This is a genomic window from Haloarcula sp. KBTZ06 (assembly GCF_048595605.1).
GTDB classification, from domain to species: domain Archaea; phylum Halobacteriota; class Halobacteria; order Halobacteriales; family Haloarculaceae; genus Haloarcula; species Haloarcula hispanica.
Genome location: NZ_CP184337.1, coordinates 912,035 through 930,827 on the forward strand (window position 1 = coordinate 912,035; position 18,793 = coordinate 930,827).

Below are 18,793 nucleotides of genomic sequence, written 5' to 3' on the forward strand. Positions count from 1 at the left end.
CGCAGTCTGGTTCGTCGCTCAATCCAGCCGCTCGGAGTCGATACTGACGCCCGGCGGCGTCACAACCAGAAAGCCGCGGAAGTGCATCAGTTCGCCGCCGGCCTCCCGGACCGGCCGGGCGAACCCGGCGGCGAGTTCGTTCAGGTCGCCTTCGACGTTGAGAACCAGGACCGACCCGTTTTCGATGGTGTTGATCCACTGCTCGGGCGGTTCCGACCCGTCGAGGACGCCCAGCACGACGCGGTTGCTGCCGGCCCCGTCACGGTCCTCGTCCATCTGGTCCTCCACGGCCTGCAGGTCCAGCCCCTCGAAATCGCTCATAGCCACATCCATGCGCGGACGGAGCAAAAATCCTCCCCAAACCGTCTGACGCGCGGCAGTCGCACCGGCGGCGGTCGTGACCGTGTGTCGTGTGCACATATCACCGCCCTATGGACAAGTATAAATAGTGGAAGCATCCAGTTACGGGTGCTTATGTCCAACAACGAGGGCACGTCGGAATCTCCGGCGGATCGAGTTCTTCCAGGGCACACTGGATTCCACGTCTGAGATAACAGACGCACGGATTTTCGACACCACGCTGCGCGATGGTGAGCAGTCACCACGTACGTCGTTCAACTACGAGGACAAACGCGAGATAGCTGCGCTGCTCGACGAGATGGGCACCCACGTCATCGAGGCCGGGTTCCCCGTCAACTCCGATGCAGAGTTCGAGGCAGTGCGCGACATCGCCGAGTCCACGCGAGTGACGACCTGCGGACTGGCGCGTGTGGTCGAGAAAGACATCGAGGCGGCTCTGGATTCCGGTGTGGACATGGTCCACACCTTCGTCTCGACGTCGGACGTACAGTTGCAGGATTCCATGCATGCGACCCGTCAGGAGGCACTCGACACTGCAGTCGACTGTGTCGAGATGATCAAAGACGCGGGCGTCGAGTGCATGTTCTCCCCGATGGACGCGACTCGGACTGACGAGGACTTCCTCGTCGAAGTCATCGAGGCTACGTCCGCGGCGGGGGCGGACTGGATCAACATTCCGGACACTTGTGGGGTCGCCACGCCGCGGCGGTTCTACGACCTCATCGAGATCGTCGACGACTGCACCGACGCCTACATCGACGTGCACACGCACGACGACTTCGGGCTGGCGTCGGCCAACGCCATCTCCGGCTTCGAGGCCGGAGCCAGCCAGGCGCAGGTGTCGGTCAACGGGATCGGCGAACGCGCCGGCAACGCGGCCTACGAAGAGGTCGTGATGGCGCTGGAGTCGCTCTACGACGTCGACACCGGAATTGACACCACCCGCATCACGGAGCTATCGCGGATCGTCGAGGAGAAATCCGACATCGGGGTGCCGGCGAACAAGCCCGTCGTCGGGCGCAACGCCTTCTCCCACGAGAGCGGTATCCACGCCGCCGGCGTCATCGAGAACTCCGACACGTTCGAGCCGGGCGTCATGACCCCCGAGATGGTCGGGGCCACGCGCGAACTCGTGCTCGGCAAGCACACCGGAGCCCATTCGGTTCGGGAGCGGCTCGTCGACGCGGGCTACGACCCGACCGAGGCGGAGGTCCGAGAAGTGACCCGCCGCGTCAAGGAGTACGGCGCGGAGGAACAGGTCACCATGTCGGTGCTCGAACGGTTCGCCGAGGAGATCGGCGTGACCGAGGAAAGCGAGGAGGTCCGGGCGTAGGTCGATGACCTCGCTTCCGGCCGTCACTACGAGTGAGCAGCCACCGGTGAGTACCCGGTTCCGAGCGGCTGTCCGCCAACGGCTATCACAGAACGTTTATTATTCGGGACGAACTGCATTTGGATGTGATGACCGCGGCTGCTGGGCGTCAGGTTCGACCACCCGCCAGCACCGCGACCGCTATTCTCGGCGTGCGTATTGTAGGGGCACTATAGCCCCTCATTTCACATTTTCACCCCCGGCCGAATCGATTCGCCTGAACACCACAGAGTCACCAGTCATGCACGCAGCATACACATCACCGCGGTATCGACCCCGAACACGAACAGACGGAGGGCTGACACGATGAGCGAACGCGCATCCATCCCCAAGGAAGCGGAAGAAACAGAGGAGACCGAACAGGAACCGGTCACAACGGGCGCACAATCGGTCATCCGTGCGCTTGAAAACGCCGGGACTGACTACGTCTTCGGCGTTCAGGGCGGCGCAATCATGCCCGTCTACGACGCGCTGTACGACTCCGACATCAACCACGTCACGATGGCCCACGAACAGGGGGCCTCGCACGCGGCGGACGCGTACGGAATCGTCACCGGCGACCCCGGTGTCTGTTTTGCCACGTCCGGCCCCGGCGCGACGAACCTCGTGACCGGCATCGCCGACGCCAACATGGACTCGGACCCGGTCATCGCGCTGACCGGCCAGGTCCCGACGGAGTTCGTCGGCAACGACGCCTTCCAGGAGACCGACACCGTCGGCATCACCCAGCCTATCACGAAGGAGAGCTACTTCGCCGCCGACTCCGACACCGTCGGCGACGACGTCAGCGAAGCGTTCGCGCTCGCCGACGCCGGCCGGCAGGGGCCGACGCTGGTCGACCTGCCGAAGGACGTGACGCAGGGCGAAACCGAGGTCGAACCCGGTGCCCCCGAGACGCCGGAGACCTACGAGGTGCCCGAGGAAGCAGACGACGAAAACGTTCAGGAAGCCGCCGAGGCGCTGGCCGAAGCCGGCCGCCCCGTCATCCTCTCGGGCGGCGGCGTCATCAAGGCCGACGCCTCCAGCGCGCTCAGGGAGTTCGCCATGGAGTACGATATCCCGGTCATCACGACGATGCCCGGCATCGGCTCCTTCCCCGAGGACCACGAACTCTCACTGGAGTGGGCCGGGATGCACGGCACCGGCTACGCCAACATGGCGATTAGCAACACCGACTGCATGCTGGCTATCGGGACGCGCTTCGACGACCGCCTGACCGGCGGCGTCGACTCCTTTGCCCCCGACGCGGAGGTCATCCACGTCGACATCGACCCCGCGGAAATCAGCAAGAACGTCTACGCTGACTACCCGCTCATCGGCGACGCCCGGAACGTGCTCCGGCAGCTGTTCGACGCGATGCCGCGTGCGCCGGACGCCGACGAGTGGCGCGACCAGTGCCAGACCTGGAAAGATGAGTACCCGATGGACTACGACACGCCCGACGACGAGCCGCTGAAGCCGCAGTACGTCGTCGAGCAGTTCTCGGAGATGACGCCGGACGACACTATCGTCTGTACCGGCGTCGGCCAGCACCAGATGTGGGCCTCCCAGTTCTGGGAGTACACCGAGCCCCGGACGTGGGTCTCCTCCCACGGCCTCGGGACGATGGGCTACGGTGTGCCCGCCGCTATCGGTGCGAAACTCGCCGCGCCGGATCAGGAAGTCGTCTGCTTCGACGGCGACGGATCGTTCTTGATGACCGTCCAGGGCCTCTCGGTCGCCGTTCGGGAGCAACTGGACATCACCTACGTCGTCCTGAACAACGAGGCGGTCGGGATGGTCCGCCAGTGGCAGGACGGCTTCTACGAGGGCCGGCGGATGGCCTCCGAGTACCCGTGGATTCCGCAGTTCGACAAGCTCGCCGAGGCCTTCGGCGCGCGCGGGTTCACGCTCGAATCCTACGAGAACGTCGAGGAAACGATACAGGAAGCACGCGACTACGACGGCCCGAGCGTCATCGACGCCCACATCGACCCCGGGGAGAACGTCTTCCCGATGGTGCCAAGCGGCGGTGACAACGGCCAGTTCGCGCTCAACGAAGACCATCTGGACATGATCTAACAATGACTGGAGGAATGCCAGGCCCCGCGCCGGACGAACGGATGCGCCCGAAGGGCCGACGCAACATGCAGGGCATCCGCGTCGACCCCGAGGCCGAAGTGACACACGAGCCGCGACAGGCGGTGCTGTCAGCGCTGGTCAAGCACCGACCGGGCGTGCTTTCGGAGGTGTCGGCGCTGTTCAGCCGACGCCAGTTCAACATCGAAAGCCTCACCGTCGGGCCAACGGTCGACGACGACACAGCCCGGATGACGATTCTCATCGAGGAACCGGAACCGGGAATCGACCAGGCGAAAAAGCAACTGCGGAAGCTCGTGCCCGTCATCTCGGTCAGGGAACTCGAAGGCGAGGCCGTCCGGCGAGAGCTCGCACTGGTGAAAGTCAGCGGCGAGAAGCCAGACGACGTCAACGCCGTTGCCGACATGTACGACGGCCAGGCCGTCGACGCGTCGACCGATTCGGTCACCGTCGAAATCACGGGCAGCAAGCAGAAAATCGACGCCGCCATCGAGGCGTTCAAGCAGTTCGATGTGCAGGAGATCGTGCGAACCGGGGCCGCCGCACTGGAACGCGGCCCGAAAACACTAGAGAAAGATGTCTGACGAACTTACCACAACAGTCTACTACGACGAGGACGCTGACGTATCGACTATCGACAATGAGACCGTAGCCGTGCTGGGCTACGGCTCACAGGGCCATGCCCACGCGCTGAACCTCCACGAGTCCGGCGTCGACGTAATTGTCGGCCTCCGCGAGGACTCGTCGTCTTGGGCGGACGCCGAGGACGCGGGTCTCCGCGTCGAGACGCCCGACGTGGCCGCCGGCGAGGCGGACCGCGTCGTGATGCTCGTCCCGGACACGATTCAGCCGGCCGTCTACGAGGCCATCGAGGACGAACTGGACGCCGGAGACACGCTCCAGTTCGCACACGGCTTCAACATCCACTACGGCCAGATCGAACCGCCGGAAGACGTGGACGTGACGATGGTCGCGCCGAAGTCGCCCGGCCACCTCGTGCGCCGGACCTACGAGCGCGGCGAGGGGACGCCCGGTCTCATCGCGGTCTATCAGGACGCGACCGGCAACGCCAAGCAAGAGTCGCTGGCCTACGCGAAGGGCATCGGCTGTACCCGCGCCGGCGTCATCGAGACCTCCTTCCAGGAAGAGGTCGAGACGGACCTCTTCGGCGAGCAGGCTGTCCTCTGTGGCGGCGTCACCGAGATGGTCAAGGCCGGCTTCGAGACGCTGGTCGACGCCGGCTACGCGCCGGAGATGGCCTACTTCGAGTGTCTGAACGAGCTGAAGCTCATTGTCGACCTCATGTACGAGGGCGGCCACATGGGCATGTGGAACTCCGTCTCCGATACCGCCGAGTACGGCGGTCTCACCCGCGGTGAAGAGGTCATCGACCGCGAAGGGATGGAGAAAATCCTCGAAGAGATCCAGAACGGCGAGTTCGCTCGCGAGTGGATCAACGAGAACCAGGCCAACCGGCCCGCCTACAAGCAGTACCGCGACGCAGAACAGAACCACCAGATCGAAGCCGTCGGCGAGAACCTGCGCGACCTGTTCGCGTGGGGAGAGGACGCCGACGCAGAGAAGACAGAAGCCCCAGCAGATGACTAAGGAACACACGGATACGATGGACGGCGAACAGAGCGAATCGCGTACGACGATGGGCAGCATCGAGCACACCCACCCCGAGACGAACGGGACCTTCGGCGCGGTGTTTCGCCGCGGCCCGGTCGTGGCCGCCGACGGCGGCGAACGCGACGCGGAGGAGGAGACTGACGAGACGATGGAGGACATCGACCACGAAGCACCCGACGAGGGTGTCACTCGGGCGTACGAGCGCGGAACGGAAGGACGGGACGAGACAGTATGAGCCAGGGAACGCTGTACGACAAGGTATGGGACCAGCACAAGGTCACGACCCTGCCGAACGGCCAGGACCAGCTGTTCGTCGGGCTGCACCTCATCCACGAGGTTACCAGCCCGCAGGCCTTCGGGATGCTCAAAGAGCGCGGGCTTGAGGTCGCGCGCCCGGACCTGACTCACGCGACGGTCGACCACATCGTGCCGACCGCCAATCAGGACCGGCCCTACAGCGACGACGCGGCCGAGACGATGATGGCCGAACTCGAAGAGAACGTCCGGGACGCCGGTATCCAGTTCTCTGACCCAACGACGGGCGACCAGGGTATCGTCCACGTCATCGGCCCGGAGCAGGGTATCACCCAGCCCGGCAAGACCATCGTCTGTGGTGACAGCCACACCTCGACCCACGGCGCGTTCGGCGCGCTCGCGTTCGGTATCGGGACGAGCCAGATCCGCGACGTACTGGCGACCCAGACCATCGCGATGGAGAAACAGAAGGTCCGCAAGATCGAGGTCACCGGCGAACTCGACGAGGGCGTCGAGGCAAAGGACATCATCCTCGAAATTATCCGCCGGCTCGGGACCGAGGGGGGCGTCGGTTACGTGTACGAGTACGCCGGCGAGACCATCGAGAACCTCGACATGGAAGGCCGGATGTCCATCTGTAACATGTCCATCGAGGGCGGCGCTCGCGCGGGCTACGTCAACCCCGACGAGACCACCTACGAGTGGCTCGAAGGCACGGACTACTTCCAGGAGCACCCCGAGAAGTTCGAGGAACTCAAGCCGTACTGGGAGTCCATCCGCTCGGACGACGACGCCGAATACGACGACGTCGTCGAGATCGACGCGAGCGAACTGGACCCCGTCGTCACATGGGGAACCACGCCCGGTCAGGGCATCGGCATCGACGATCCGATTCCAGAGCCCGAGGACTTGGCCGACGACAAGGTCGACACCGCCCGTCGCGCTCAGGAACACATGCGCGTCGAGCCCGGCGAGACGATGGAGGGCTACGACATCGACGTTGCCTTCCTTGGCTCCTGTACCAACGCTCGGCTGCCTGACCTGCGACGGGCGGCCCGCATCGTCAAGGGCCGCGAAGTCGCCGACGACGTGCGAGCGTTCGTCGTCCCCGGCAGCCAGCGCGTCCAGCGCGCCGCCGAGGAAGAAGGCCTGAAGGACATCTTCGAGGAAGCCGGCTTCGAGTGGCGAAACGCCGGCTGTTCGATGTGTCTGGGCATGAACGAGGACCAACTGGAGGGCGACGAGGCCTGTGCCTCCTCCTCCAACCGGAACTTCGTCGGCCGGCAGGGCAGCAAGGACGGCCGGACCGTCCTGATGAACCCACGGATGGTGGCCGCTGCGGCCATCACCGGCGAGGTGTCTGACGTGCGCGACCTAGAGGAGGTGGCTCTGGCATGAGTGACCCCACTGAAGACATCCCGTCGGTCGATTACGTCGAGGGGTCTGGCATCCCGATTCGCGGGAACGACATCGACACGGACCAGATCATCCCGGCGCGGTTCATGAAGGTCGTCACCTTCGACGGGCTGGGCGAGTTCGCCTTCTTCGACCTGCGGTTCGACGACGAGGACAACGAGAAGGACCACCCGTTCAACGAGGAGCGGTTCCAGGACTCGAACGTGATGGTCGTCAACAACAACTTCGGCTGTGGCTCCTCGCGCGAACACGCGCCCCAGGCCCTGATGCGCTGGGGCATCGACGCGATCATCGGAGAGGGCTTCGCCGAGATTTTCGCCGGGAACTGTCTGGCGCTTGGCATCCCGACGGTCACTGCCGACCACGAGACGATCAACGCGCTCCAGCAATGGGTTGATGACAACCCCGACGGCGAGATTGAGGTCGACGTGCGGGCGGAGACAGTCACCTACGGCGACAACGAGATCAACGTCAGCGTCGACCGCGCCCAGCGCGAAGCCCTCGTCGAGGGCAACTGGGACACGACGGCGCTGATGAAGGCCAACCGGAACGCTATCGAGGAGACGGCCTCGCAGTTGCCGTACCTCGACCAGACGCGGTCAGATATCGAAGCGGACGATTAACGCGAGGTCGCCCCGCGACCTCGGTATGCGCGAACGGCATAGCCGTGAGCGCCAGCGGACCACTGTACGTGTTCTCAGCGCGAGCGTCCGGTTCGCAGAAGCGGACGACTAGCGAGGTCGCTTGCGACCTCGAACGCGCGAACGGCAGTGCCGTGAGCGCAGCGCGATCATTTTCCGTTCACGGCCAGGTCGGTAATCCGACGGTCGTGCCACAGGAGAGGTCTGTCCCGGAGATGGCAAGACCAATAGCTGTGCGGGGCGCGTTCTTCCTGCATGGACCAGATTCGGGAGATACACATCGCGCCGCTGGGGCACGAACGCGACCGGATCGCCGAACCGATTCACCAGCACAACGCTGACGACGTGTACCTCCTCACAGCGACGACGGAGCCGTCACGGCTGACGCCGTACCAGCAGGCACTCGTCGAAGAACTGGACGCCAACGGTGTCAGCGTCGACCTGCACTGCGCGGATCTACACGACCTCTACGACGTGCTGGCGGTCGTGACGACGCTGACCGCCGACCATCCGGAAGATATCGTGCGCGTCAACGTCTCCAGCGGGCCGAAAGTGGCGGCTATCGGAAGCGCTATCGCGTGTATGGCGACGGCGGCGACGGCCTACTACGTCCATCCCGAGGAACACGTCCCGCCGATTTCAGCGGAGCCACTCACTCGCGGCATGGAGCGCGCGGAGGTCCTCCCGTCGTACCCCATCGAAGCCATCTCCCGCGATCAGGTCGCAGTACTGGACTATCTCAAGCGGACGAACACGGACACCTACACCGCCAAGAAATCAGACCTCATCGGGTTCGCCGAGGACGCCGGGCTTTCGTTCATCGACGACGCGGACCCGGCAAACGAGAAGGCGAAATTCGCGTTGCTGAACGCCAACATCGTCGACCCACTGGTCGAGGACGGCTACATCGAAGTCAACGATGTCGGCCGGACGAAACAGGTGGAACTGACCGAGACTGGCGAGAACGTCCTCCACGCCTTCCGACACAAACTCTGAGCTAAGCCACCCTCTGCCGTGACCGGCGCTTGGTATCGTTGCTTCGACAGCAGTGGTCCCTGCTGGACCGATAGTATTGATTGTATTTTTTGTATCTGTAGTATCTATGGTGTCAGTAGTTTCCATAGTATTGTGGTAGTAAATACATATTAACCACCACAATACTCGGGTGCGCACGGTCCCTGGCGACGCGCTGTTCCCGTCGCTTCGGCCCTCCACCAGTTCGATGCGCTCGCTGGGGAGCCGTGCCACCGCGCTGCCATCCCTGTCTCGACCCAGAGTCACCCTCTGGCTCGCCGTGTCGAGACGGTCCACCACTGACGCGTTCCACGAGTATGGCGGACCCCGGAGTCAACCGCTTCGGATCCGCTCCGGAAACTCCCGCTCGACTGACGCTGCCACCGCCCGAGCGCTGCGTGTGAGACAGCGAACCGAACCACTTTCACCGGCCGACTACGTGCCTCCTGCTATGACACACGAGATAGCCGTTATTCCCGGCGACGGGATCGGACAGGAGGTCACACCCGCCGCGGTCGAGGTTCTGGAGGCCGTCGATGCCGTCGACTTCGACTTCGTCGAAGGTGCGGCCGGCGACGCAGTGAAGGCAGAAACCGGCGAGGCGCTGCCCGAAGAAACGCGCGATCTGGCGGCCGACGCCGACGCGACGCTGTTCGGCGCGGCCGGCGAGACGGCGGCCGACGTCATCTTGCCCCTCCGGCAGGTCGTCGGCTCCTTTGCCAACGTCCGCCCGGCCCGCTCGTATCCGGGGCTCGACGCCGTCCAGCCCGACACCGATATCGTGTTCATCCGGGAGAACACCGAGGGCGTCTACAAGGGCATCGAGAGCGAAATCTCCGAGGGCGTCACCACCTGCACCCGGGTCATCACCGAGGACGCTTCCGAGAAAATCGCCGAGTACGGCTTCAGCTACGCGAAGGGGAACGGGTACGACGACGTGACGATTGCCCACAAAGCCAACGTCATGCGCACCACGGACGGCCTGTTCCTCGATACGGCCTCGGCGGTCGGCGAGGACCGGGACGCGTCCTACGACACCGCGCTGATGGACGCGCTCGCGATGCACCTCGTGATGAACCCGCAGGACTACGGCGTCGTCATCTGTCCGAACCTCGCCGGCGACATGCTGTCGGACCTCGCCGCTGGCCTCGTCGGCGGCCTCGGTCTGCTGCCGTCGGCCAACATCGGCGAGGAGAACGCGCTGTTCGAGCCGGTCCACGGCTCCGCGCCGGACATCGCCGGCGAGGGTATCGCAAACCCCTCGGCGATGATTCTCTCCGCCGCGATGCTGCTCGACCACCTCGGATACGACGAGCAGGGCGATGCTGTCCGGTCGGCCGTCGAGTCCGTGCTCGACTCGGGTCCCCGAACGCCGGATCTGGGCGGCGACGCATCCACTGAGGACGTGACCGCCGCGGTAATCGACGAGCTGTAGGCAGTTTTCTCGCGTTCTATCCGGGCAGAAACAAGCACGGTCCGATAGAAAGAGGTAAAACCGAAGCGAAACAATCACAGCAGAGAGAATGCTCCCGGCCGAGCGAAAGCGCACTATCGTCCAGTTGGTGACAGAGCGAGACGGCTGTTCAGTGTCGGAACTGGCCGCGGAACTCGAGTTCTCGAAGGCGACGATACGCCGTGACCTCCGGGACCTGGAGTCGCAAGGCCGCATCAAGCGGTCCCACGGCGGCGCAGTACCGGCGTCCTCCGCCGGGACCGAACGACCGTACGGCCAGCGCGAGGTTGACCACTACGCGGAGAAACAGGCCATCGGCGAGCGAGCCGCACAGGAAGTCCGTGAGGGCCATGTGGTCTGTTTCGATGCTGGCTCGACGACGATGGAAGTCGCTCGCGCGATTCCGGACACCGACTACGTCGCGGCGACGAATATGCCGGAACTCGCCACCGAGGTGGCCGAGCGAGACGTCGATGCGAAACTCACCGGTGGAAGTCTCCGACCGCGGACCCGGGCGCTCGTCGGTCCGATGGCCGAGCGAGCCATCGGGCGAATGAACTTCGACCTGTTGTTTCTGGGGACGAACGCCCTCGACAGCGCTGCCGGGCTGTCGACGCCAAATGAAGACGAGGCGGCCGTCAAGGAGATCATGGTCGAGCGCGCCCGCCGGGTCGTGCTGGTCGCCGACGCGTCGAAGTTCGGCGACCGGAGTTTCGTCAGCTTCGCTGATCTGGACCAGGTCGACCTGCTGGTCACTGATGCCAGTCCATCAGGGGCGCTCGCCACGGCACTCGCGGACGCCGACGTGACCGTCGAGGAGGTCAGCACATGATCGTCACCGTCACCTACAACCCCGCCGTCGACCAGACGATTCAGTTCGACGAGCAAATGGCTCCCGATCGTGTGATGCGGGCCGACGAGGCGCAGTTCGACGCGGGCGGGAAGGGCATCAACGCGGCGCAGTTGCTCACCGCGATGGACCGTCCCTGCGTCGCAACGGGACTGCTGGGTGGGTTCACGGGCTCGTTCATCAGAGAGACCCTGCAGGACGACGGCGTCGAGACGGCCTTCGTCGACGTGGACGGAACGACCCGGCTCAACACCACCGCTATCGCGGCCGCGGAGGAGTACAAACTGAACCAGGCCGGGCCGACCGTCGGCGAGTCGGTCGTTGACTCGCTGCTCGAACAGGTGCGGGCACAGTCCCCCGACCGGGTGCTCGTCGGTGGGAGCCTGCCGCCGGGGCTGTCCCCGGCCGCCATCGACCGCATCGCGGCCGGCGGCGACTGGGAGACAATCGTCGACACCGGCGGCGACGTCCTCCGGGAGCTCGACGCCCAGTACGGCCTCTGTAAGCCGAACCGCGCCGAACTCGGCGACGCGACCGGGGCCGACGTCTCCACGGTCGAGGGGTGTGCGGACGCGGCGGAGAAGTTCCGGGAGCGGGGCTTCGACCGCGTGCTGGCCTCTCTCGGCGCGGACGGCGCGGTCCTCGTCGGCGACGCGGGCAACCTGTACGCCGAAGCGCTGGACATCGACGTCGTCGACACCGTCGGGGCCGGCGACGCGCTCCTTTCGGGCGTCCTGAGCGCCTGGGAAGCCGGCGCGGACGACGAGACGGCGCTCCGGACCGGCGTGGCCGTCTCCTCGCAGGTGGTCCAGCAGGCCGGCACGGCCGTTCCCGACCTGGGCGATATCGACTCGCTCCGGGATGGCGTGACGGTCCGACGGCTGTAGCGGGCACAAAAGATTCGTAGAAAGCGGGGACAGCAATTCAGAACTTCTCGAGGTAGTCGTCGACGAACGCACGCACGTCGGCCAGCGACGGCTGGTCCGCGGTCCGGACGAAGTAGCCGGCGACGGCGTTGCCGACGACGACGGCGGCCGCCGGCGGGAGGCCGGCGATGAGCGCGAGCCCCAGTCCGGCGTTGAAGTGGTCGCCGGAACTGGTCGTCAGTTTCGGGTCCGGGACGGCCGGGACGGCGACGCTATCGGTACCGTCCCCGGAGACGGCGACCGACCGCTCGACGCCGTGGCCGACGAACCAGGTCGGTTCCAGCGCCTCGAACACTGCCTCGGCGTCGTCGGCGAACGACCGCTCGGCGTCGCCGGCGTAGGCGTCCGCGAGGACACCCGTTTCAGCACGGTTCGAGGAGATCACCACATCAGTCACCTCGTCCAGCCGCCCGATGGCCTCCCGGCCGGCGCGCAGCCGGTCGGCGTCGAGCTTTCGCACGTCGCCGGGGTCGACAAGCACTGTTTCGGGCGGGTCGTCGATATCGCCCCACAGGTCACGGAGCCCGTCGAAGACCGTCGGCAAGTCCGGCGTCTCGGACCAGTAGCCAGTCCCTAACAGACTCGCGCCGTCGAGCTTCCCGGCCAGTCGGTCGTGGCCGAAGGCCGCGTCGAGTTCGGCCCAGTCCAGCGACATCGTGTCGCCGATCTCGGTGAGCATGAGCTTCCCGTCGTCGAACTCGACGGCGTCGGTGACGCCGGGCTCGCCGATTGAGTGGAGGTCGTACTCGCCGAACTCCGCCTCGAAGGCGTCGTGGACCGGGTCACCGTACATCCCGACCATCACGGGGTCGAACGACCAGCCGCCGAAGGCCCGCGCGAGGTGGCTGGTGTGGCCGCCGGTCCGGCTCCCCTGCTGGAGCCACTCGAAGGAGAGCGAGCTGTCGGCGGCGACGGAGCGGTCGATGCGGTCGCCGAACCCCTCCAGCGTGGCGAGGCGCTCGTGGCTCTCTGGGTCGATGCGGTCCGCGACGACCTCCCGGACGCGGTCGAGGTAGCCGTCGAAGCCGAAGACGACCCGACCGGCGTCGATAGCGTCGGGAAGCGCGTCGCTATCGGGCAACGCTTCGTCTGCCGCGGCGACGGCTCGGCGCGTCTCCTCGTCCATGGCCTACAGGACGTCGTCAGCTGTCGCGTCCTCGAAGATGACGCCTTCGAGCTTGTCCAGGATGTCGTAGGGGTCGTCGCGCTGCCAGACGTTGCGGCCGACGGCGAGGCCGGCGACGCCGACGTCCATACAGTCCTCGACGAGTTCGAGGAAGTCCCGGTCGGAGGTCTTCGAGCCACCGGAGAGCAGGACGCGGTTGTCGGCCGCCGAGCGGACGGCGTGGGCCATCGCCTCCTTGTCACGCGGATACTTGACCTTCGTGAAGTCCGCGCCGAGTTCGAGGCCGATGCGGGCCGCGTAGGCGATGGTCGACGGACTGCGGTGCTCCTTGATGGCCTGTCCGCGCGGGTACGACCACATCGCAATCGGCAGGTCGTGGTCGCGGGCGTTCTCCTGCACCGGGCGGAAGTCCTCGAACATGTCGGTCTCGCGGTTGACGCCCGGATAGACGGTGTACCCGATGGCGTCGGCACCGAGCTCGGCGGCGTAGTCGACCGACCAGTTCTGTGGCGAGTACGGGTCGCCCATCCAGAGGTCCGACCCGCCGTTGAGCTTCGCCAGCAGGTTCACGTCGTCCTCGTAGCTCGGGTAGTACGTCTCGGCGAGGCCCTTGCCGACGGCCAGCGCCGTCACGGCGTCGTGGGTCGCCATCTCGAACACCTCACGCGGGTCGAGGCGCTCCTCGACGCCGCTGAACTGCTTGGGACCGTGTTCCAGCCCGTGGTCGTGGGCCAGCACGAGCGTCTTGTCGTTCCGTACGAGCGGTGAGTCACCCAGTGGTCGCATGTGTCGTGTTTCTACCGAGAACGACCATTAACAGTTTTCGGTTCTGATTTGTTACTACTGTTCGCGTTCGTTTTTGAGCGAGGGCGGGAATTAAGTGTGTTCCAGTGAAAGGTTCGGGTATGCCATCCGTGGAACTGGACGCCGAGACAGTGGACCGCCTCGACGACCTCCGCGTCGAGGACGAATCGTACGACGACATCGTGACGGAACTCATCAACATCTACGAGGCCGAGGAGCTAACGCTGTTCCACGGCGGCGACGAGTACTAACCCTGGGCCTGCTCGCAGACGGACTTCCAGCGCCCGTTCGACTCCAGTTTCTCCTGCAACTGCTCAGCGTACGCCTGTGCGAGGCGTGCCGCTTCTTCCTCCTGTTGTTTGTTGCCGCCGCCGGACCCACCCAGTCCAAGTGCGTCCTTGACTCCCGAGAGGAGGCCGCCCGAGCTCCCGGACTGGTCACCGCCCGGTCCGCCCATCGGCCCCTGGTTGGCGACCCGCTCCATCTCGGGCATGACGCTAGAGAGCTTCGAGGTATCGGCGACGATTCGAGCGGCGTCAGGGTCGCCCGGGTTCTCGATCTCGAACTCGACTGCAGTCATCACGAGCCCCCACTGCTGGCTGGAGAACGACGACGCTTTGACCTGTTCGTTGAACCGCTGGTCGACCGCCATCCGTTCGCCGGCGATGCGGTCGGTCCAGTTTGAATCGCTCATGGACTGGTGTTTGCGGGCCGGCGGTATGAGCGTTTCCCGCTCCGTGCGGTGTTCTACGGTAAAAAGCACCGTTTCTGGGCAGACTGTTACGTCTCCGGCCGACCCACTGCCACGTCTTATTGTCTTCAAAACGGTTCCAATATGTTAAGTTAGCTCACGATATACTTGCATCTCAATGACTACTGAGTTTGGGACAGGGCAGGCGACGGGGGACTCTGGCGATGCCGCAGCTATGGACGCCATACGGGAAGCCATGGACGCCATCTCGGCCAGCGAACCGGACTTCTGTCAGATTTTCTGCTCCCCGACATACGATTACGAGGCGGTGCTGTGGGGCGCTCGGAGTGTTGTCGGTTCAGATACCGAAATCGTGGGCTGTTCGTCCTCTGGAGAGTTCACTGAAGCCGGTTCGGGGAACGGAACTGTCACAGTCGGCGTCGTTTCGTCGGACTCGATGCGGTTCTTCTCCAGCCTCTCGACCGAACTCAGCGCTGATCCCGAGCGCTGTCTGTTCGAAGCCGTTCACGACCTCCCCGCGAGCGAGGACCCTGCTGTCGATGGGTACCCGCATCGAACGCTCATCAACCTTCACGACGGCATGGCCGGAATCGGAAACAAAGTCACTCGACTCACCGAGCAGTACCTCGACGACGAGGAGACGCCTGTCGTCGGGGGGTCTGCGGGCGACGACCTCCAGTTACAGCAGACCCACGTCTTCCGGAACGACCGGATCGAGACGGACGCCGTCGTCCTCGCGCTCATTGCCTCAGAGGACCCGCTCCCGGTGACAGTCAACCACGGCCACGAACCGATCTCCGAGGCGATGACGGTAACCCGAGCAGAGGGGAGCACCGTGTACGAACTCGACGGCAGGCCTGCGTTCGAGGCCTGGCGAGACGCAATTCGAGAGGATGCGATGGAGACGTACGACATCGACGTCGACGAGCTGGAAGCAGGGTCCGAGGATCTCGTCATGTTGCTCGGCCGCTACGAACTCGGTATCGAATCGGAACCGGACGCGGATGCGGACGGACTCGCCTCCCGGATCAAGACCTTCATCGAGAGCAAACTCATCTCGACGAAAGGGTACAACATCCGGTGGCCGGGTCATACAACCGACACCGAGGGGCCGCTGGATTTCGCTGTCACCGTCTCCGAGGGGACGGAAGTGCGGGTGACTCACAGCAACAAATCCGATCAGGTGTATGCCGTCCGGAACGCCGCGACCAACGCCGCAAACGAACTCGGCGGGGGAAGCGTCGCGGGCGGGTTCGTGTACGACTGCGCCTGCCGTGCGATGATACTCGGCGACGACTTCGACGACGCTGTCGACACGATTCACAGCGCTATCGACGCGCCCTTCGCCGGCTTCGAAACCTACGGCGAAGTCTGCTCGGCCGACGAGGATTACACTGGCTATCACAACACGTCCTCAGTCATACTGCTGTTCCCGGAGTGACGACGACAAGCCTACTATCAGCGAAAAATAAACGCCACCCCCTGTTCCTGCCTGCTCAGACGCCGGACTCGATGGTAATTTCGGCGTGGAGTTCGTCCTGCAGCGCCGAATGGACGTGGCAGATGTCCTCAGCGAGTTCCACGATGTCCTGCTCTTCGTCGGCAAGTGACTCCTCGACCTCGACGTGGAAGTCGATGTACTCCAGGTCGTCGTCCTCGTCGAGACCTGCGGCGACCTCGACGTCGACGCTGCCGATGTCCTCGTGCCCGTACTTGTCGGCCGCGACGCGTAGCGCCGGGATGTAACAGGAGGCGTAGTCGGCGGCAAGCACCTCGTTCGGCGACGGACCGTTCTCGCTCAGCGCGTCGACGATAAGCTCCCATTCGCCGTTGATGACGCTTTCTACTGTGTATCCTTCCTCGCACGTACTCTCGACTTCGATATCTGCCATAGCACTCCTGTGGACACAGCCCTCCCCCTAAACATTTCCTGCGTGGCATTTCTGCCTGCGGACGCGAAACGCAGTGACTCACCAGCGTGGCACCGGGCTACCGCGGGTAAACCGGCTGGCCGGGCACTGCCGAAAGATAATACACCTCCAGTCCCTACAAATGAGCAATGGAACACCTCGCCCCGTCGAACGTGCCGGTGTACGCCACGCGGGAACACCAGCGCGAGATCTGGGAACGCTGTCGGGACCGGGGGCAGCCGGTCCTCGCCGTCAGGGACGCGACGCGGGGGTTCATCGTCCGGTACGACCTCCAGCACCTGTCCTACGAACTCTCGGACACCACCGTGCAGGCGCTTCGTGACCGTGTCCGGTCCCGCCGACCGTACCCGACGACCACGGACCCGATATCGGAGACGGAGGGCGTCGGTGGCGAGGCCGGCCCGGTGTCCGGCGAACTCCACGCGGACACCGAACGGGCTGCCAGAGAATTGGCCTCGCACATCTCGGGGTTCGTGCTGGACCGGTCGAACTGGCGGTAGTACCGAAACAACGCGGATGGGGATTTTTCCCACAGCCGTGCCTTGAGTTCGTATGGCAGTCGCCCGACACGAAACCGGTCCGTTCGCGGCCGTGAGTGCCCTTGCTTCGCAGGTCCATCCGGTGTTTATGCTGCCACCACTCGCGACCTCGCTGTTCGGTGGGTTGCTCTCCGGTGGGTTCTGGCCGCCGGTGGCCGCGCTCCACGCGGGTGCGATGTTCTTCGCCGTCTACACGGCTCACGTCAAGGACGGTTACGTCGATTTCCACGTCCGCGGCGAGGACGACGACCACCCGCTCACTGGTTCGGGCTGTCGCATGGCGCTGATCGGCGCAGCCCTCGGCTTCGCGCTCTGTACGGCGGCCATCTGGCTGCTGGTCGGTCCCGGCGCGGCGCTGTTGACGCTTCCGACCTGGGTCATCGGGTACACCCACGCGCCGCAGTTGGACATGAACCCCGTCGGCGCGACGATGGGCTACCCGACGGGCATCGCGCTGGCGTTGCTAGGCGGCTACTACGCTCAGGTGACGACGCTGACACCGCGAGCACTCGGTCTCGCGGCCGTGTTCCTCCTGCTGTTGACCGGCATCAAGATTATCGACGACGAGCAGGACTACGACTACGACCGGTCGATACAGAAACGGACCGTCGCCGTCGTCCTGGGCCACCAACGCGCTCGGCGGCTCGCGTTCGGCCTGTTCGGCGCGGGCCTCCTCGGAATTGTCGGGCTGTCCGTGGCATTGCCCGGGGTTCCGCCAAGCGCCGCGGCGGCTGCGCTCGTCTTCGGGACGGTTGCGGCTATCGCCCAACGAGGCGACCCCGAAACCGCGACGATGCTGCTGATTCGCGGGTCGTATCTCCTGTTGGCCGTCCTCGTCACTGCTGTCTGGTTCCGACCGCTAGCGTGAGTGTGGCTGTTCTGCAAGTCGCTCGCCTCGCAGCTAGCCGCAACTGCACTCGCTCGAACCACACCTCGTCGGTCAGCCTGAAATGTGTGTGAGCATGTGGGTCGCTGAGACGACCAGCGATATCGTCACCATCGAGACGGCCATGACGCTGGCGACAACCGGCGAGAGGTCCCCGGTGAGGCCACCGACTGCGAGCAGCACGGCGGCAATGATCGTACAGACCAGCAGGGCCAGATGGACGAATAGCCACGGACCGATACGTCGCAGTGAATCGAGCAGCGTCTCGACTCCCGACGGCTGTGTCGGCCGGACTCGCTGGCCGGGCTTGTAGTACTCTGTGGCAGTCCCGTAGCCCGTGCTTCCGCCACGAGTCTGGGTGGGCCGCTGTGTCGCTTTCGCCGTTGCCCCGCCCGTCGTCCCTGTGTCGACCCGCTGGTCGACGTACTGCTGTGCGATGTCACTGACACCGCCCGTGGCTGTTCCGCCGTCCGCGCCGCTGTCGACGTGCCTGTTGACGTATGCGTCGTGACCGAGCCGGTCGTATCGCGCTCGCTCGGCCTCGTCCGTGAGCACGTTCTTCGCCTGCGTGAGTCGCTTGAACCGTTCTCCCGCGGCGGGGTCGTCACTCACGTCCGGGTGATGCGCTTTCGTCTGTTCCCGGTAGGCGCGGACTATCGTCTCCTCGGTGGCATCTGGGTCCACCCCCAGAATACCGTAGAACGTCGCTTCCATACACACCCCTGTGTATTTATCCAGTTGGACTAGGCGTATAATAAGGTACCCACTCCCTCACGCTGCGATATCGCTCGTCTGTC

The 18,793-nt window shown here is 64.8% G+C and carries 21 protein-coding genes; 15 read left to right on the forward strand and 6 right to left on the reverse strand.

The genetic code is table 11. From position 1 onward, the window contains the following. Window positions 1-18: 18 nt before the first annotated feature. Window positions 19-321: a DUF5779 family protein gene (locus tag ACNO8S_RS04885; protein WP_044951757.1), complete on the reverse strand. Its 303-nt coding sequence runs from the start codon at window positions 319-321 to the stop codon at window positions 19-21. Window positions 322-448: 127 nt separating this feature from the next. Here ACNO8S_RS04885 and ACNO8S_RS04890 point away from each other — a divergent pair, with 127 nt between their 5' ends. The 11 genes from ACNO8S_RS04890 (at window position 449) to pfkB (ending at window position 11,959) form a co-directional block, all read left to right on the forward strand. After that, window positions 449-1,693, forward strand: coding sequence for a LeuA family protein (locus tag ACNO8S_RS04890; RefSeq protein WP_014039970.1), 1,245 nt, complete (start codon window positions 449-451; stop codon window positions 1,691-1,693). A 345-nt stretch (window positions 1,694-2,038) separates the two neighbouring features. Next, the gene (ilvB, locus tag ACNO8S_RS04895; protein WP_420182574.1) at window positions 2,039-3,793 is read left to right on the forward strand and encodes a biosynthetic-type acetolactate synthase large subunit; all 1,755 of its coding nucleotides are present in this window, start codon (window positions 2,039-2,041) and stop codon (window positions 3,791-3,793) included. A 14-nt stretch (window positions 3,794-3,807) separates the two neighbouring features. Further along, the gene (ilvN, locus tag ACNO8S_RS04900; protein WP_008309974.1) at window positions 3,808-4,395 is read left to right on the forward strand and encodes an acetolactate synthase small subunit; all 588 of its coding nucleotides are present in this window, start codon (window positions 3,808-3,810) and stop codon (window positions 4,393-4,395) included. Further along, entirely contained in the window at window positions 4,388-5,419 is a 1,032-nt protein-coding gene (ilvC, locus tag ACNO8S_RS04905; protein WP_050037790.1) for a ketol-acid reductoisomerase, read from the forward strand. Before ilvN ends, ilvC begins: the two co-directional genes overlap by 8 nt. Further along, on the forward strand, window positions 5,412-5,678 hold the full coding sequence (locus ACNO8S_RS04910) for a hypothetical protein (RefSeq protein WP_023843192.1): 267 nt from the start codon (window positions 5,412-5,414) through the stop codon (window positions 5,676-5,678). Before ilvC ends, ACNO8S_RS04910 begins: the two co-directional genes overlap by 8 nt. Then, window positions 5,675-7,096: a 3-isopropylmalate dehydratase large subunit gene (gene leuC, locus ACNO8S_RS04915; protein ID WP_064288455.1), complete on the forward strand. Its 1,422-nt coding sequence runs from the start codon at window positions 5,675-5,677 to the stop codon at window positions 7,094-7,096. Before ACNO8S_RS04910 ends, leuC begins: the two co-directional genes overlap by 4 nt. Next, on the forward strand, window positions 7,093-7,737 hold the full coding sequence (leuD, locus tag ACNO8S_RS04920; protein ID WP_014039975.1) for a 3-isopropylmalate dehydratase small subunit: 645 nt from the start codon (window positions 7,093-7,095) through the stop codon (window positions 7,735-7,737). Before leuC ends, leuD begins: the two co-directional genes overlap by 4 nt. Window positions 7,738-8,010: 273 nt before the next feature. Further along, a complete protein-coding gene (locus ACNO8S_RS04925) occupies window positions 8,011-8,751 on the forward strand; it encodes a DUF6293 family protein (protein ID WP_014039976.1) in 741 nt (246 codons plus the stop codon). Between the two features lie 469 nt (window positions 8,752-9,220). Then, complete coding sequence (locus ACNO8S_RS04930; RefSeq protein ID WP_420182575.1) at window positions 9,221-10,204, forward strand: isocitrate/isopropylmalate dehydrogenase family protein; 984 nt, start codon at window positions 9,221-9,223, stop codon at window positions 10,202-10,204. An 88-nt stretch (window positions 10,205-10,292) separates the two neighbouring features. Then, window positions 10,293-11,054 carry an HTH-type transcriptional regulator GlpR gene (glpR, locus tag ACNO8S_RS04935; protein ID WP_014039978.1) on the forward strand — a complete coding sequence of 254 codons (762 nt, stop codon included), beginning with the start codon at window positions 10,293-10,295 and terminating at the stop codon, window positions 11,052-11,054. After that, window positions 11,051-11,959, forward strand: coding sequence for a 1-phosphofructokinase (pfkB, locus tag ACNO8S_RS04940; protein WP_420182576.1), 909 nt, complete (start codon window positions 11,051-11,053; stop codon window positions 11,957-11,959). The genes glpR and pfkB overlap by 4 nt, the downstream gene beginning before the upstream one ends. 37 nt (window positions 11,960-11,996) lie before the next feature. On the opposite strand, the gene ACNO8S_RS04945 is transcribed toward pfkB, so the two are convergent. Together ACNO8S_RS04945 and ACNO8S_RS04950 are read right to left on the reverse strand one after the other, a co-directional pair. After that, a complete protein-coding gene (locus ACNO8S_RS04945) occupies window positions 11,997-13,124 on the reverse strand; it encodes a hypothetical protein (RefSeq protein WP_420182577.1) in 1,128 nt (375 codons plus the stop codon). Between the two features lie 3 nt (window positions 13,125-13,127). Next, window positions 13,128-13,910 (reverse strand): class I fructose-bisphosphate aldolase, encoded by a 783-nt coding sequence (locus ACNO8S_RS04950; RefSeq protein WP_004962592.1) that lies wholly within the window; start codon window positions 13,908-13,910, stop codon window positions 13,128-13,130. A gap of 119 nt (window positions 13,911-14,029) precedes the next feature. On the opposite strand from ACNO8S_RS04950, the gene ACNO8S_RS04955 reads away from it, so the two are divergent. Then, window positions 14,030-14,179 (forward strand): DUF7557 family protein, encoded by a 150-nt coding sequence (locus ACNO8S_RS04955; RefSeq protein ID WP_008309953.1) that lies wholly within the window; start codon window positions 14,030-14,032, stop codon window positions 14,177-14,179. Here the strand turns inward: ACNO8S_RS04955 and ACNO8S_RS04960 are convergent. After that, a complete protein-coding gene (locus ACNO8S_RS04960) occupies window positions 14,176-14,622 on the reverse strand; it encodes a DUF5799 family protein (protein ID WP_050037794.1) in 447 nt (148 codons plus the stop codon). The two genes, ACNO8S_RS04955 and ACNO8S_RS04960, sit on opposite strands and share 4 nt — an antisense overlap. Before the next feature lie 175 nt (window positions 14,623-14,797). On the opposite strand from ACNO8S_RS04960, the gene ACNO8S_RS04965 reads away from it, so the two are divergent. Further along, a complete protein-coding gene (locus ACNO8S_RS04965) occupies window positions 14,798-16,081 on the forward strand; it encodes an FIST signal transduction protein (RefSeq protein WP_420182578.1) in 1,284 nt (427 codons plus the stop codon). A gap of 55 nt (window positions 16,082-16,136) precedes the next feature. On the opposite strand, the gene ACNO8S_RS04970 is transcribed toward ACNO8S_RS04965, so the two are convergent. Next, window positions 16,137-16,532, reverse strand: coding sequence for an OsmC family protein (locus ACNO8S_RS04970; RefSeq protein ID WP_050007744.1), 396 nt, complete (start codon window positions 16,530-16,532; stop codon window positions 16,137-16,139). 167 nt (window positions 16,533-16,699) lie between these two features. Here ACNO8S_RS04970 and ACNO8S_RS04975 point away from each other — a divergent pair, with 167 nt between their 5' ends. Both ACNO8S_RS04975 and ACNO8S_RS04980 read left to right on the forward strand, forming a co-directional pair. Then, window positions 16,700-17,071 (forward strand): hypothetical protein, encoded by a 372-nt coding sequence (locus ACNO8S_RS04975; protein ID WP_129754994.1) that lies wholly within the window; start codon window positions 16,700-16,702, stop codon window positions 17,069-17,071. A gap of 52 nt (window positions 17,072-17,123) precedes the next feature. Continuing rightward, window positions 17,124-17,978: a UbiA family prenyltransferase gene (locus ACNO8S_RS04980; protein ID WP_023843193.1), complete on the forward strand. Its 855-nt coding sequence runs from the start codon at window positions 17,124-17,126 to the stop codon at window positions 17,976-17,978. Window positions 17,979-18,050: 72 nt separating this feature from the next. Here the strand turns inward: ACNO8S_RS04980 and ACNO8S_RS04985 are convergent, their stop codons facing one another. After that, the gene (locus ACNO8S_RS04985) at window positions 18,051-18,710 is read right to left on the reverse strand and encodes a DnaJ domain-containing protein (RefSeq protein WP_014039985.1); all 660 of its coding nucleotides are present in this window, start codon (window positions 18,708-18,710) and stop codon (window positions 18,051-18,053) included. Between the last annotated feature and the right edge of the window lie 83 nt (window positions 18,711-18,793).

Coding starts and splice junctions, on each gene's coding strand:
- ACNO8S_RS04980 (WP_023843193.1), top strand. CDS start 17,124: ATGGCAGTCGCCCGACACGAAACCGGTCCGTTCGCGGCCGTGAGTGCC.
- ACNO8S_RS04950 (WP_004962592.1), bottom strand. CDS start 13,910: ATGCGACCACTGGGTGACTCACCGCTCGTACGGAACGACAAGACGCTC.
- ACNO8S_RS04885 (WP_044951757.1), bottom strand. CDS start 321: ATGAGCGATTTCGAGGGGCTGGACCTGCAGGCCGTGGAGGACCAGATG.
- ilvN (WP_008309974.1), top strand. CDS start 3,808: ATGCCAGGCCCCGCGCCGGACGAACGGATGCGCCCGAAGGGCCGACGC.
- ACNO8S_RS04975 (WP_129754994.1), top strand. CDS start 16,700: ATGGAACACCTCGCCCCGTCGAACGTGCCGGTGTACGCCACGCGGGAA.
- ACNO8S_RS04970 (WP_050007744.1), bottom strand. CDS start 16,532: ATGGCAGATATCGAAGTCGAGAGTACGTGCGAGGAAGGATACACAGTA.
- glpR (WP_014039978.1), top strand. CDS start 10,293: ATGCTCCCGGCCGAGCGAAAGCGCACTATCGTCCAGTTGGTGACAGAG.
- ilvC (WP_050037790.1), top strand. CDS start 4,388: ATGTCTGACGAACTTACCACAACAGTCTACTACGACGAGGACGCTGAC.
- pfkB (WP_420182576.1), top strand. CDS start 11,051: ATGATCGTCACCGTCACCTACAACCCCGCCGTCGACCAGACGATTCAG.
- ACNO8S_RS04960 (WP_050037794.1), bottom strand. CDS start 14,622: ATGAGCGATTCAAACTGGACCGACCGCATCGCCGGCGAACGGATGGCG.
- ACNO8S_RS04945 (WP_420182577.1), bottom strand. CDS start 13,124: ATGGACGAGGAGACGCGCCGAGCCGTCGCCGCGGCAGACGAAGCGTTG.
- ACNO8S_RS04955 (WP_008309953.1), top strand. CDS start 14,030: ATGCCATCCGTGGAACTGGACGCCGAGACAGTGGACCGCCTCGACGAC.
- ACNO8S_RS04965 (WP_420182578.1), top strand. CDS start 14,798: ATGACTACTGAGTTTGGGACAGGGCAGGCGACGGGGGACTCTGGCGAT.
- ACNO8S_RS04930 (WP_420182575.1), top strand. CDS start 9,221: ATGACACACGAGATAGCCGTTATTCCCGGCGACGGGATCGGACAGGAG.
- ACNO8S_RS04925 (WP_014039976.1), top strand. CDS start 8,011: ATGGACCAGATTCGGGAGATACACATCGCGCCGCTGGGGCACGAACGC.
- ACNO8S_RS04985 (WP_014039985.1), bottom strand. CDS start 18,710: ATGGAAGCGACGTTCTACGGTATTCTGGGGGTGGACCCAGATGCCACC.
- leuC (WP_064288455.1), top strand. CDS start 5,675: ATGAGCCAGGGAACGCTGTACGACAAGGTATGGGACCAGCACAAGGTC.
- ACNO8S_RS04910 (WP_023843192.1), top strand. CDS start 5,412: ATGACTAAGGAACACACGGATACGATGGACGGCGAACAGAGCGAATCG.
- ilvB (WP_420182574.1), top strand. CDS start 2,039: ATGAGCGAACGCGCATCCATCCCCAAGGAAGCGGAAGAAACAGAGGAG.
- leuD (WP_014039975.1), top strand. CDS start 7,093: ATGAGTGACCCCACTGAAGACATCCCGTCGGTCGATTACGTCGAGGGG.